The 13,773-nt window shown below is 60.7% G+C and carries 12 protein-coding genes and 2 tRNA genes; 2 read left to right on the top strand and 12 right to left on the bottom strand.

What is annotated here, in order from left to right:
- Positions 1 to 117: 117 nt before the first annotated feature.
- The 10 genes from L972_RS11150 to L972_RS11105 form a co-directional block, all read right to left on the bottom strand.
- Positions 118 to 191: transfer RNA gene (locus L972_RS11150), tRNA-Cys, on the bottom strand.
- Between the two features lie 35 nt (positions 192 to 226).
- Positions 227 to 302 (bottom strand) — tRNA-Gly (locus L972_RS11145).
- Positions 303 to 483: 181 nt separating this feature from the next.
- Positions 484 to 1,038: a CDP-diacylglycerol--glycerol-3-phosphate 3-phosphatidyltransferase gene (pgsA, locus tag L972_RS11140; RefSeq protein ID WP_005337443.1), complete on the bottom strand. Its 555-nt coding sequence runs from the start codon at positions 1,036 to 1,038 to the stop codon at positions 484 to 486.
- A gap of 199 nt (positions 1,039 to 1,237) precedes the next feature.
- Complete coding sequence (gene uvrC, locus L972_RS11135) at positions 1,238 to 3,091, bottom strand: excinuclease ABC subunit UvrC (protein ID WP_047438268.1); 1,854 nt, start codon at positions 3,089 to 3,091, stop codon at positions 1,238 to 1,240.
- Positions 3,092 to 3,218: 127 nt separating this feature from the next.
- A complete protein-coding gene (gene uvrY, locus L972_RS11130) occupies positions 3,219 to 3,863 on the bottom strand; it encodes a UvrY/SirA/GacA family response regulator transcription factor (protein WP_005337448.1) in 645 nt (214 codons plus the stop codon).
- A 212-nt stretch (positions 3,864 to 4,075) separates the two neighbouring features.
- Positions 4,076 to 4,825, bottom strand: coding sequence for a 3-deoxy-manno-octulosonate cytidylyltransferase (gene kdsB / locus L972_RS11125; protein ID WP_047438266.1), 750 nt, complete (start codon positions 4,823 to 4,825; stop codon positions 4,076 to 4,078).
- Positions 4,822 to 5,010, bottom strand: coding sequence for a Trm112 family protein (locus L972_RS11120; RefSeq protein ID WP_005347033.1), 189 nt, complete (start codon positions 5,008 to 5,010; stop codon positions 4,822 to 4,824). The genes kdsB and L972_RS11120 overlap by 4 nt, the downstream gene beginning before the upstream one ends.
- 129 nt (positions 5,011 to 5,139) lie before the next feature.
- A complete protein-coding gene (gene lpxK / locus L972_RS11115) occupies positions 5,140 to 6,129 on the bottom strand; it encodes a tetraacyldisaccharide 4'-kinase (protein ID WP_047438263.1) in 990 nt (329 codons plus the stop codon).
- A complete protein-coding gene (gene msbA / locus L972_RS11110; RefSeq protein ID WP_047438261.1) occupies positions 6,129 to 7,892 on the bottom strand; it encodes a lipid A ABC transporter ATP-binding protein/permease MsbA in 1,764 nt (587 codons plus the stop codon). Before msbA ends, lpxK begins: the two co-directional genes overlap by 1 nt.
- Before the next feature lie 104 nt (positions 7,893 to 7,996).
- Positions 7,997 to 10,198 carry a DNA internalization-related competence protein ComEC/Rec2 gene (locus L972_RS11105; protein ID WP_047438260.1) on the bottom strand — a complete coding sequence of 734 codons (2,202 nt, stop codon included), beginning with the start codon at positions 10,196 to 10,198 and terminating at the stop codon, positions 7,997 to 7,999.
- 27 nt (positions 10,199 to 10,225) lie between these two features.
- On the opposite strand from L972_RS11105, the gene L972_RS11100 reads away from it, so the two are divergent.
- Positions 10,226 to 10,744, top strand: a complete 519-nt coding sequence (locus tag L972_RS11100) for a DUF2062 domain-containing protein (RefSeq protein WP_005350890.1) — start codon at positions 10,226 to 10,228, stop codon at positions 10,742 to 10,744.
- Positions 10,738 to 11,241, top strand: a complete 504-nt coding sequence (locus tag L972_RS11095) for a DUF2062 domain-containing protein (RefSeq protein ID WP_047438258.1) — start codon at positions 10,738 to 10,740, stop codon at positions 11,239 to 11,241. The genes L972_RS11100 and L972_RS11095 overlap by 7 nt, the downstream gene beginning before the upstream one ends.
- Before the next feature lie 116 nt (positions 11,242 to 11,357).
- Here L972_RS11095 and L972_RS11090 read toward each other — a convergent pair whose 3' ends face one another.
- On the bottom strand, positions 11,358 to 12,548 hold the full coding sequence (locus L972_RS11090) for an amino acid aminotransferase (RefSeq protein ID WP_047438255.1): 1,191 nt from the start codon (positions 12,546 to 12,548) through the stop codon (positions 11,358 to 11,360).
- A gap of 145 nt (positions 12,549 to 12,693) precedes the next feature.
- Positions 12,694 to 13,635 (bottom strand): hypothetical protein, encoded by a 942-nt coding sequence (locus L972_RS11085; RefSeq protein WP_047438253.1) that lies wholly within the window; start codon positions 13,633 to 13,635, stop codon positions 12,694 to 12,696.
- Positions 13,636 to 13,773: the final 138 nt, after the last annotated feature.

Below are 13,773 nucleotides of genomic sequence, written 5' to 3'. Positions count from 1 at the left end.
GCCGGAATCGAACCGGCACGACGCGAACGTCGAGGGATTTTAAATCCCTTGTGTCTACCGATTTCACCACTCGGGCACCGCAATCGGTATCAAGCTCGCGTGGCGGGCTTGTCAATATGGAGGCACGTTCCGGAGTCGAACCGGACTAAACGGATTTGCAATCCGCTGCATAACCGCTTTGCTAACGCGCCATGCAAAAGAGAGTTGGCTCTCGATTGTCTGAATTTGGAGCGGGAAACGAGACTCGAACTCGCGACCCCGACCTTGGCAAGGTCGTGCTCTACCAACTGAGCTATTCCCGCATTGGTCTGGCTGACTGCCTGACTACGAGGACGCATTCTAGCGATGTTCCTCGCCCAGTCAACCAGAAATATTTAATTACCTGATCGTTCGGGCATTTTTTGCCCTTTTTGAACAGTTTTAGCGCCTTTGCTCATTTCCTGTCTCAAATCAGCGGAAACCTCACCTTGCGACGCAAGTGACTCACAGGTTGGCGTGGTGGGTCAAATCGCCCCAGGCGGCCTTCATGTACTGGAACATCGACCAGAAGGTGAGCACGGTAGCGACATAGAGCATCACATAGGCGAGCCACACCATCCAGACGTTGTATTGCCAGATAAGACCGGTGAGCGACACCATCTGGATCATGGTCTTCCACTTGCCAATCCAGCTGACAGCCACCGAGGAGCGTTTGCCGAGCTCGGCCATCCATTCACGCAGGGCGGAGATGATGATCTCGCGGCCAATCATGGTCATGGCGGGGATGGTGACCCAGATGGTGTTGTAGTGTTCGACGATGACCACCAGTGCGGCGGCAACCATGATCTTGTCGGCAACCGGGTCAAGGAAGGCGCCAAAGGCGGTGGACTGATTGAGCTTGCGAGCCAGATAGCCATCAAACCAGTCGGTGGCAGCGGCCAGAATAAAGACGATGGCGGCAGCCAGATAGGACCATTGATAAGGCAGATAGAACAGGATGACGAAGACGGGAATGAGCAAAATCCGGAAAAACGTCAACAGGTTAGGTATGTTTGTCATTATTTTCAGCCACTTCTTGTACGTCGCTACATAGTGCGCCAAAGCCGATTTGCGATGCAACCGCACTGGCGCCCGTCTTGGTCTTTTTAATCCATCAATCTTCTCAAAATGCGAGGGCCATTATGGCATTTACGGCCCCCCCGCGTCACGGCTCTTGTGCATCAAGGAGTTAGCGATTTTGCCATGCCGTTAACCCTGCTCAGGCGCTGTGCAAGCCATCGTGGATGGTCTGGGCCAGCTCCTGACTGATGCCGGGTACCTTGGCCAGTTCATCCACGCTCGCCTTTTTGACCTCCTGCAGGCCGCCCAGATATTTGAGCAGCGCCTGCCGCCGCTTTGGCCCCACCCCCGGAATATCCTCCAGACTGCTGCTGGTGCGGGCCTTGGCCCGTCTGGCACGGTGGCCAGTAATGGCAAAACGGTGAGATTCATCGCGAATATGCTGAATAAGGTGCAAAGCGGGCATATCTGCCGGTAAATGCAGCTCTTCGTGGCTCTCCCCCATGATGAGAGTTTCCAACCCCGCCTTGCGGGTGACCCCCTTGGCAATCCCCACCAGCAGCGGATATTTACCGCCGAGAAACTCCAGCTGACGGGCCAGGATCTCTTCGGCGCGGCGCAACTGGCCGAGGCCACCGTCAATAAACAGCACGTCCGGCACCTTGTCCGGCTCCTGCTGCTTGCCAAAGCGGCGCTCCAGCGCCTGCTCCATCGCCGCGTAGTCATCACCGCCGGTGATGCCGTCGATATTGAAACGACGATATTCCGATGAGAGCGGCCCCTCCCGGTTGAACACCACGCAAGAGGCCACGGTGCGCTCCCCCATGGTGTGGGAGATATCGAAACACTCCATGCGGGCGATGGGGCGCTCCAGCTCCAGCAGCTCTTCCAGCTGATCGTAGCGAGCGGTGATGGTGCTCTTGTGAGCAAGCCGCGAGCGAAGCGCCGTCTCGGCGTTGATGGAGGCGAGCTTGATAAAGCGGGCCCGCTCGGCGCGGGTACGGCTCACCACCCGCACCTTGTAGCCTGCAGTCTGGCTCAGGGTCTCGGCGATGACGCTTTCATCTTCGAGAGCCACATCGAGCAGCACCTCGGTCGGGATCTGCCGTCCCCCCTGCCCCGACAGATAAAACTGCAGCAGGAAGGATTGCACCACCTCATCGAGCGGGGTGTCAGCCGGCACTTTCGGGAAGTAGCTACGCGAACCCAGCACCTTGCCCTGACGAATAAAGAGCACGTGGATGCAGGCCGCACCTTGCTGGAAGGCGACCCCCACCACATCCAGCTCGTCCAGCACGTTGCCGCTCACCGACTGCTGCTCGGTGACCCGGCGCAGCGCCAGGATCTGATCCCGATAGCGGGCCGCCTCTTCAAAGCGCAGATCACCGCTGGCGGACTCCATCTTGCCCACCAGTTCACCAATCACCTGCTGGTTCTTGCCCGCCAGAAACAGTTTGGCCAGCTCCACCTGCTGGGTATATTCGGCCTCGCTCACCAATCCAGCCACGCAAGGGCCAGCGCAACGCTTGAGCTGGTAGAGCAGGCAGGGACGGGTGCGGTTGGCATAGACCGCATCCTCGCACTGGCGTACCGGAAATATTTTCTGCATCAGATGCAAACTCTCACGCACCGCGCCGCCAGAGGGGTATGGGCCGAAGTACTCTCCTTTGATCTTGCGGGCACCGCGATGGACGCCGATGCGTGGATGCTGATGCGCGGTGATGATGATCCAGGGGTAGGATTTGTCGTCCCGCAGCAGCACATTGTAACGGGGTTGGTACTGCTTGATCAGGTTGTGCTCGAGGATCAGCGCCTCGGTCTCGGTGTGGGTGACTGTGACCTGGATATCGGCGATCTGTCGCACCAGGGTGCGGGTCTTGATGCTGTCGACGTTGGTGCGAAAGTAGGAGGCGAGCCGCTTTTTCAGATCCTTGGCCTTGCCCACATAGATCACGGTGCCACCGCTGTCATGCATGCGGTAGACGCCACTTTGATGGGTGACGGCGCTCAGAAACGCCTTGCTGTCGAAGAGAGGTTCGGGAGAGAGGGTCATCAGCTACTCGGCTCACACAAAGGCAAAAATTGACGGGCAGAGCATACTGCCCTCGCCGCCTGAAAAGCAAAGGGGCAAAAAAGCAAAAAGGCGGCACTCGCCGCCTTTGTGACCACACGCCACCCGATTAGAGGGTATCGGCATCCAGCATGCCATAGCGAATGGCCAGATGGGTCAGTTCCACGTCACCGTTGATCCCCAGCTTGCTGAACAGCCGATAGCGGTAGCTGTTGACCGTCTTCGGGCTCAGGTTGAGCTGCTCGGAGATATCAGTCACCTTCTGCCCCTTGGTGATCATCATCATGATCTGCAGCTCGCGCTCGGAGAGGGATTTGAAGGGATTCTCGTCAGCGGAGGCAAATTGGCTGAGGGCCATCTGCTGGGCAATCTCCGGGGAGATGTAGCGCTGACCGGAGTGCACCAACCGGATCGCCTGGATCATCTCGTCAGGAGCTGCCCCCTTGGTAAGGTAACCGGCGGCGCCGGCCTGCATCACCTTGGTGGGGAACGGATTTTCTGAATGAATGGTCAGCACTATGATGCGCACATCGGGGCGGATCCGCAGAATTTTGCGGGTCGCTTCCAGACCACCAATACCCGGCATGTTCATGTCCATCAGGATCACGTCCGGATGGTGTTGGCGACAGAAAGTGACTGCTGTCTCGCCGCTCTGTGCTTCACCCACCACCTTGATCCCGCGCACATCTTCAAGAATGCGTCTTATCCCTGTACGCACCAGCTCATGATCATCGACCAGGAATACATTTATCACCCAAACACCCCGTTTTATCTCGTTTTAGCCGCCCGGTTAGGGTTAACAGGGCGTCTTGCATCATAACCAAACTCGTCGCTTTGGCAAACCATGCACGCCAAAAGTTTGAGAAAACCCATGTTTAGCGTTTAAAATCAAATAATTATATAAATTTTCAAAACAAAAAACGGTGCCTTGCGACACCGTTTTTCATGACGTTAGTGCTGTGGCCATCACTTGGCCAAAAAGGCGCGCACCTTCTCCAGATCGGCCTGGGTATCCACCCCGACCGGCGGCGCTTCAAGGGCCTGGGCGACGTGGATCTTCTCCCCGTACCAGAGCACCCGCAGCTGCTCCAGCGCCTCGACCTGCTCCAGCACGCTCGGTGCCCAGTCTACGTAACGCTGGATAAAGCCGGCACGATAGGCATAGATACCGATATGACGCTGGTAGTGGTCACCAATCTGCTCATGGCTCTTGGCAAAGCGATCCCGATCCCAGGGAATGCTGGCGCGACTGAAGTAGAGGGCGTAGCCATCCTTGTCAGTCACCACTTTCACTGCGTTCGGGTTGAACGCCTCTTCGGCATCCTTGATCGGCACCGACAAGGTCGCCATCGGCGCCGTGGCGGCGGCCAGATTATCCGCTACCTGACGAATGATGGCGGGCGGAATGAGCGGCTCATCCCCCTGCACATTGACGATGATGGTATCGGCGGCAAAGCCGTAGTGACGGCACACCTCGGCCAGACGCTCGGTGCCGGACTGGTGATCCGGTGAGGTCATGCACACCTCGACGCCGGTGCTCTGCAGTGCCTGCTGTACCCGCTCGTCATCGGTGGCAACGATCACCCGATCGGCACCCGATTGCAGGGCTTTCTCCACTACGTGTTGCACCATGGGCTTGCCATGGATATCAGCCAGCGGCTTGCCCGACAGGCGGGTTGACGCATAGCGGGCCGGAATGACGACGACGAAACTCATGACGGCAGCTCATCGCTGTTGAGCGGACGGGCACGGTTCTCCAGCAGCACCGGGATGCCCTCTTCCAGCGGATAGGCCAGCTTGTCGAAGCGGCAGACCAGCTCATGAACTGCTTTGTTGTAGTGCAGCTTACCCTTGCAGACCGGGCAGGCGATGATGTCGAGCAACTTGATGTCCAAAGCCAAAACGATACTCCTTCAACGATGTCGCGCTGGCGGCTTCATCACGCCAGCGATGGATGTCGAGCAACCAGATATTCCATACGGGACCGCTATTGGTCCACTTATCCCCCGCTCAGGCGAGAGAGGTTAATCTTACGCCCTGGCCGCGCCATTTGCCTTCGCCCCCAGCTTGTGCAGCAGGGTGTCGAGCAGGGAGGCGGGCAACTCGGCACTGACCGGTAGATACCACCAGTTATCGAGGGCAAACGGGCGGCACTTGACCGCATCCTTCTCGGTCATCAGCAGCGGCTTGCTGGCAAAGCGCCCCACCAACTCATCCCGATCGAAGGGGTGATGATCGCCGTAGGCGGCCTGCTGCTCCAGCTGGTAGCCGAGCCCTTCGAGGGTGGCAAAGAAGCGGGGCGGATGACCGATCCCCGCCAGCGCATCAACCGGCCCCGCCAAGGGGGCGGCCAGCGGGGCATCGTCGCGCACCCGGCGCGGGGTGTCGGCAACCAGTTGCATGGGGTACTCCCCCTTGCCCGGCTCGCCGCCGTTGCAGATGATGGCGTCCACCCGTTTGAGTCGAGTGACCGGCTCGCGCAGCGGCCCCATCGGCAGCAGGCAGGCGTTGCCGAAACGGCGCGCTCCGTCCACCACCACCAGCTCGATGTCGCGGGCCAGCGCATAGTGCTGCAGACCATCGTCGGTGATGATGATATCCACCTCACCGCTCTGCTCCAGCAGTCGTACCGCATCGGCCCGTTTCGGGGCAACCACCACCGGACAGCCGCAGCGCCGGACAATCAGCACCGGCTCATCTCCGGCCTGCGCCGTGGTGCTGGTCTCATCCAGCCGATAGGGGTAATGGGGCGCCTTGCCACCATAACCACGGCTCACCACCCCAGGGCGATAGCCGCGGGCTTGCAACTGCTCCACCAGCCAGACCACCACCGGCGTCTTGCCGTTGCCCCCGACCGAAATATTGCCCACCACGATCACCGGCAAGAAGGAGCGATACCCCTTGCGCCAGCCATGACGATAGGCGTAGCGGCGGGTGCCGCTGATGATGGCAAACAGCAGGGCAAAGGGGGCCAGCAACCAGCGCCAGCCACTCTTTGCATACCAGAGCCGTTCCAGCATCAGGCCTTGCTTCCCGCGTTGCCAAACTGAATGGCGCGCAGCTGGGCATAGGTGCCGCGCTGCTCCATCAATACTTCGTGGTTACCGCGCTCGACGATATGACCTTCGTCGATCACCAGGATCTCGTCCGCCTTCTCGATGGTGGAGAGACGGTGGGCGATCACCAGCGAGGTACGCGCCTTGCAAAGCTCGTCGATGGCCGCCTGAATGTGGCGTTCGGACTCGGTATCGAGGGCCGAGGTGGCCTCATCCAGCAGCAGAACCGGCGCATCGCGCAGCAGAGCGCGGGCGATGGCAACACGCTGGCGCTGACCGCCGGAGAGGGATGCACCGTTCTCGCCAACCACAGTGTCATACCCGTTGCTCATCTTGCTGACGAACTCATCGGCATGAGCGATACGGGCGGCCTGCACGATCTGGTCGCGGCTGTATTTGTCTTCTGCGGCGTAGGCGATGTTGTTGGCCACCGAGTCATTGAACAGGTGAACATGCTGGGAGACCAGCGCGTACTGCTTGCGCAGATCGCTCAACTTGTATTCGCGAATGTTGATGCCGTCCAGCAGGATCTCGCCCTGATCGATGTCGTAGAAGCGGGTCAACAGGCTGGCAATGGTACTCTTGCCAGAGCCGGAACGGCCCACCAGCGCCACCGATTTACCCGCTTCCACCTTGAAGCTGACGTTGTGCAGCGCCGGAGTATCCTTGGTCGGGTAGGTGAAGGTGACGTTGCGAAACTCGATCTCGCCGCGGGCACGCTCCAGAGTACGGGTGCCGGTATCCTGCTCCGGCTCGGTGTCGAGCAGGCCAAACAGGCTGTGGCAGGCGGTGATGGCCCTCTGGAACTGGTTGTTGACGTCGGTCAGGCTTTTCAGCGGCTTGAGCAGCATCATCATGGAGGTGATCATGACGGTAAACGTACCGGCAGTCAGAGTTGACTTGACGCTGTCAATGGTCGCGACGTAGAGGAAGGCAGCCAGCGCGATGGAGGCCACCATCTGCACCACTGGACTGCCGATGGCATCGGCGGCGACCATCTTCATGGTCTGCTGGCGCATGTTGTTGCTGACCTGGAAGAAGCGTTTCTCTTCCACCTTCTGGCCACCAAACATCAGCACCTCTTTGTGCCCTTTGAGCATCTGCTCGGTGGAGGTGGTGATATCCCCTACCGCCTGCTGGATGTGACGGCTGATCTGGCGGAAACGGCGGCTGATAAGGCCGATGATGACCCCCACCAGCGGGCCAACCACCAGGAAAATCACCGACAGCTGCCAGGAGTGCCAGAACATCAGGCCGAGCAGACCGACCACGGTCGCCCCTTCCCGCACCAGGGTCACCAGCGTGGTGCTCGCCGCCGAGGAGACCTGACTGGCGTCATAGGTCACCTTGGAGAGCAGGTGGCCGGTGTTCTGACGGTCGAAGAAGCTCATCGGCATCGCCACCATGTGATTGAACACCTGCTGTTGCAGACGCATCACGACGTGGTTACCGACCCAGGCCATGCAGTAGTTGGAGAGAAAGTTGGCGACACCGCGCAGGGCCACGATGCCGAGAACGAAGAAGGGCATCCATTTCAAAACGGTGCTGTCGTTGCCATTGATGCCCTGATCGATCAGCGGCTTGATGGAGTAGACAAAGGTGGTATCCACGGCGGCGTAGCCCAGCATCCCGATGATGCCACCGACCAGGCCCAGCTTGCGATCACGGACATAACCGAGCAGGCGTTTGAATACTGGCCAGCTCTCTTGTGAGGTTTCTTGTTGCATGAATAGCCGTTAGTAATGGAAATGACGGGCTATTCTAGCCAAAGCGCAGGCTTACACCAAGCGCCGCCACCTATATCGCATTCCTACACGGCAGAAATGGCTGATTATTGCTCAAACCACACTCGCGGTCGCCACCACTCGCCACTTCGCCGGTACCAGGGCCCCACATCTCGCTCGGCGGTGACGCTCAAGCCCGCTGCGGTGGGTTCGACCAGCATCGCCCCTTGCTGACCGGTGATCCACTGGCGGGCATCCCGATAGCGGGCCACTACATCGGGACGGGGAAAGCCCCACTGATTCATAAAGCCGGCGCTGTGGATCACCTCCTGCGCCGCTACCGCCGCAACAAAAGGGGGCGTGGAGGAGGTGCGACTGCCATGATGGGGGCTCACCAGCAAGGTGCTGGCCAACCCCTCCCCCTCCAGCGCCACCAGCCGCTGCTCGGCTTGCCGTTCGATATCTGCACTGAGCAGCACACTGCGCTCGCCATCGCTAATACGCACCACGCAGCCATCGTTATTGCGCCCGCCACCGGGGCGCTCGGGCCAGAGCACTGCAAACGAGAGCCCCTGCCAGCGCCACTGTTGCCCACGCTGGCAGAGCGTCGTTCTCTCACTGAAGGGGTAAGAGGAGAACTCGTGGCGCACCGGCATGGCGCTGAGCAGTCGCTTGCGATTGCCGGCATGATCCCGATCCTTGTGGCTGATGATGAGGCGATCGATGACCCGGATCCCCAGATGGCTTAGCTGGGGCAGGATCACAGCGTCCGCCATGTTGTAGCCTCCGGGATAACGATCGCCGGTGTCATAGAGGATGGCTCGCTCCCCCTTGCTGATCAGCACCGCTAGCCCTTGCCCCACATCCAGCACCCGCAGTTGCCAGCGGACTGGCGTTGGCCAGAGCGCCAACAACAGCGCACACAGACCCGGTAGCAACAGCCAACGTGCCGGGCGCCACTGTGCGGCGAACCAGAGCAGCAACAGCAGGGTGCACAGCGGCAGCCACCAGGCGGGTAGTGGCCACCACAGTTGCAGTTGATCGGCCAACCAGTTCAGGATCGTCAGCACCCACCCGAGCCCCAGATCCGCCAGCCAGAACAGGACATAGGCAAGCGAGGTGGAGAGCGGCGCCAGCAGCACACCGATCAGGGCCAGCGGGATGATGGCGATACAAAAGAGCGGCACCGCCAGCAGGTTGATCACCATGGCAAGGGGCGCTATCCCCTCGAACAACGCCAGTTGCAGCGGCAGCAGACCGAGCAGCAGCCAGAGCTGGATCTGCCACAGTCCCGGCTTGTCGTGGACATATCCCACCAGCAGCAAGATGGCCACCGCCAGAAACGAAAGCCAGAAGCCGGCCGAATAGAGGGCAAAGGGATCCCAGAGGGTCAATACCACAAAGGCCCACAGCCAGATGCGCCAGGCCGGCCACTCCCGCCGACTCCAGCGCAACACACTCCACACCAGCACCATGATCAGGGCCCGCTCGGTGGCCACCGCAAATCCGGCCAACGCGCTGTAGACGGCGGCAAACAGCAGGGAGGTGATGATGGCGCCGCGCAGACCAAACAGCCTGCCCAGCCACCACCCGAGCACCGCCACCAGCGCGATGTGTTGCCCTGAGATGGCGATGATATGGGTCAGGCCGCTGCCGCGAAACAGCTCCCACTGGGCATCCGTGATACCGCTCTGCTCGCCAAAAGTGAGCGCCGCCAGCAAGGGGGCATAGTCAAGCGGACGCCAACTCTCGGTCGCAGCCCCCAACCAGCGTTCACGCCAACCCGCAGGTGCCTGTTGAATATCTATCACACGACGCAGATTGCCAGTGGCGGTGATCCCCTTGCCCAGCAGCAGACGCCGCCCATCCAGCCCCGCCTCGTTGGCCAGACCGTGAGCCGGTTTCAACGAGGTCACCAGGGTGATCCGGCTGCCTACCGTCATGGCGGGTAATGCCTGATAGGCATTGACCCGGATCAGGGGCTCAGGTGTCACCGGTTGCTCGTCGAGGGTGCTCACCCGCAGCAGCAGCCGGACAAATTTATCCCCCTCGGGCTCTGCACTTTGCAGCTGTGCGGTTATCATGTGGCTCGTCTGATCGCCCAACCGCTCCAGCCAGGCCAGCCGATAGGCAAGATTGGCCTGCATCCAGAGGATGCCGAGCAGGAGAAACAGCCACCGCCAGGCACGGCAATATGCAAGGGGGATCAGCAGGGACAGCAACAGGCCCCCCCATGCGAGTGAAGGTAACCATGGCCAGAGCAGTGAGGAGCTTGCCCCCAGGGCAAACGACAACAGACGCAGATCCATGGAGCAAGTATTTAGCAAGGTTTCAATATGCCCAAACGACTCATTAAACGCTGGATGCCCGATCAGCAAACCCTGAAAGAACACAAGCACCTGCGGCTGTTCGGCAAACTGCTGCTCGATGCCAACCTCTGGCACCTCAATCGCCGCTCGGCTGCCGGGGCATTTGCGGTGGGCCTCTTCATGGCCTGGGTGCCGCTCCCCTGCCAGATGCTGCTGGCCGCCGGTGGCGCCATCCTGTGCCGGGTCAATCTGCCGCTCTCGGTGGCGCTGGTCTGGCTCTCCAACCCCTTTACCATGCCTCCCCTGCTCTATGGCGCCTATCTGGTGGGTTGCCAGTTGCTGGGACATTCGGCGCAGCAGATAGAGATTGAATTCACCTGGGAGTGGCTGGTCTCGGTACTGGGCACAGTGGCACCACCGCTGTTGCTGGGCTCGCTGATCCTTGCCCTGCTCAGTTCCCTTATCGGCTACACCCTGATCCGTACCTTCTGGCGGATCAGCACGGTGCGCCAGTGGCAAAAACGCAAGATGGCCCGCCCATGCTGAGTCGCTGGTTTTCCCGCTTCAAGCTAGATCGCGACACCCTGCGCCAGCAGAAGTGGTTTGCCCTGTTTGGTGAGCGACTGCTCGCCCCAGCCCTCTGGCAAGGGGGCACTCGCGCCCTGAGCGGCGCGGTAGCAGCCGGGATCTTCGCCTGCTGGTTCCCTATCCCGATGCACTCGCTCATCGCAGTCGGTCTGGCGCTGGCGTTCAGCCTCAACCTGCCGCTGGCACTGCTGGCGGTCTGGTTCAACAATCCGCTGACCCTGCCGTTCATGTATCTCTACGCCTATCGCACCGGTTGTCTGGTACTGCACCAGACGCCGGAGCCTTTCCACCTCAGCTGGACCCTGCACTGGCTGGAGCAGGAGGCGGCCACTCTGGTGCCTCCCTTCCTGCTCGGCAGCCTGCTGCTGGCGGTACTCACCGCCCTGAGCGGCGGCGCCCTGACCGCGCTGCTGCTGCAACTGCGCAAGCTGTGGCAAGGTGCCCGCCACCACTGAGCCGCCCTTACCCTTGTTTGGCGATCAGCCGTTGACGATCAAAAAAGCCCGTCACCAAGGTGACGGGCTTTTTCATGGCATAGTGCCGCATAGTGCCAGAGCATCAGGCGATGCGATTACAGCACCTTGGCAATGGCCTCGCACAGGGGATCGATATTGGCGCGGGTAATACCGGCCACGCTGATCCGGCCTGAGCCGACGATGTAGATGGCAAATTCGCTCTTGAGGCGCTCCACCTGATCCTTGGTGAGGCCGGAGAAGGAGAACATGCCGTTCTGCTCGCGGATAAAGCTGAAATCCTGGCTCACGCCGAGGGCAGCCAGCTTCTCTACCAGCAGTTCGCGCATCTCGCGAATACGCACCCGCATGGCGGCCACTTCTTCGACCCACTCGGCATAGAGAGCCGGATCGCTCACCACGGCGGTGACCACAGCGGCGCCGTGTGACGGCGGGTTGGAGTAGTTGGCACGGATCACTGTCTTGACCTGAGTGAAGGCCACATCGGCGATCTCCTTGGTCGCGCTGACCAGCGTGAAGGCGCCGACCCGCTCGTTGTAGAGGCCGAAGTTCTTGGAGAAAGAGCTCGCCACCAGCAGCTCGTCATGGCACTCGGCGAAGATACGCAGGCCTTCGGCATCCTCTTCGATACCACGGGCAAAACCCTGATAGGCGAAGTCAAACAGCGGCAACCAGCCGGCAGCAGCACTCTGCTTGGCCAGCGCACGCCACTGATCGCTAGTGGGGTCGATACCGGTCGGGTTGTGGCAACAACCATGCAACAGCACCAGCTCACCCGGCTGCACTTCGGCCAGCGAGGCCTGCATGGCAGCAAAGTCGAGCCCCTTGGTCACGGCGTCGTAGTACTTGTACCACTTGACGGTCAGGCCCGCGGCCTGGAACACGCTGACGTGGTTGGCCCAGGTGGGATCGGAGATCCAGATGGTCTTGGCCAGACCGTTGCGCACCACGAATTCGGCCGCGATACGCAGGGCACCGGTACCGCCCGGCGCTTGCGCGGTCTTGGCGCGACCGCTGGCAACCAGCGCAGAGTGCTGCCCGAACAGCAGTTGCTGCACGATGCGGCCATATTCGATATTGCCTTCAATACCGAGGTAGTTCTTGGTCTTCTCGTCGGTCAGCAGCTTCTGCTCGGCTTTCTTGACGCAGTGAAGAATGGGGGTGGCACCGGACTCGTCCTTGTAGATCCCTACGCCCAGATTGATCTTGTGGCTGCGAGAGTCAGCGCGGAAGGCTTCGGTCAGGCCCAGGATCGGATCCGCTGGGGCGGCAACAACCTTTTCAAACATGGTATTCCCTGTATTCCGTTGAGTTCGTTGGGTGGCAAAGCGGCTTGATAAACAAAAGCGCTCATCTGGCGAGCGCTTCGTCAACTCTTTATATCACCGCGTTCAATGGGGGAAAACCGCTTTTTGGCTCGCTTTCAGGCCAATTTCAACCAACGGCATGCCACGCTGGCGCCAGTGCGCACACCTCGGCAGACAAGCCACCATTGGACTCAACCAAACCGCTACAAACTGCTAACAATGACTTGGGGATCCGGCTCGGCTCCCAGGGCCGAGCCTCAGTCAAAGGCTGGGCATACGCGCTGAGGATGGGAGCCAAATCACGGGGCAACCACCAGCTGGCCGGACGACCCAGCCGCTGGGCCAGCGCCTGCAGCCGATCCACCCCGGCAGGGTCGAGGGCGGTGAGATGACTCCACAACACATTGGGGGGCAAGGCGGCCACCACCTGCTGCAAGGCAAGGGGAGCCGATGGGGGAGCCCACACCAGCAAGGTGCCGGGTTCAAGAGGCAGCTCGGCAAAAGCGCCGACGCTGTCTGTGGTGATCACCCGCTCGATGCTCCCCTCCCCCCACAGGATCTTGCCAAGACCCGCCAGGGTGCGCTCGGGCAGCGCCACCTCCCCCAGCGTCTGCAACCAGGGGGCAGCATCGATCAGGGTGCCGCCGCTGAAAAAGAGGCTGAACGGCTGGGCGGCGCGCAAGCGCAACAGCTGATCGGCACAGAGCCGGATCCCCTTGTCCTCGAAATCAATCTGCTCGTTGGGGGTGAAGTTCACCTCGCTCTTGCGATAGAGCGCCGCCAGCACCCGTTCGTTGACCTGCTCCCCCAATTGCCAGCCCTGAGCATGCAACCACTCCTCGGGCTCGGGAGGAGCGGTGGCGATCTCGGCCAGCATCAGCTCGCGGGTGAGATAGCGCCGCCCGGCCGGGGTGAGCTCATAGCTGTGGCTGCCATGGGCGAGCAGCAGCTGGTTATCCTTGAGCAGGCCCACCAGCGGTTGCCACTGGCGGCCACGGATCACCACAGGTGAGTGGCTCAGCAACTGCTGCGCCAGCGCCCGCCATTCGGGGTGACTAAAGTCGATCAATTACAATCCATCCCTGTCAGTGCTCAATCGGATAAACAGCCTGAAAAGGTACCGTTACAGGCCGATGACGCCAAGCCTCCCGCGCCAATTACGTGACCTCGCTCCCTGCAATTTTCTCCAAACAGAAGAGCCCACCGT

This window comes from Aeromonas sp. ZOR0001 (genome assembly GCF_000801015.1).
In the GTDB taxonomy this organism is placed as follows: Bacteria; Pseudomonadota; Gammaproteobacteria; order Enterobacterales; family Aeromonadaceae; genus Aeromonas; species Aeromonas veronii.
This window is presented reverse-complemented; position numbering and strand designations above follow the sequence as displayed.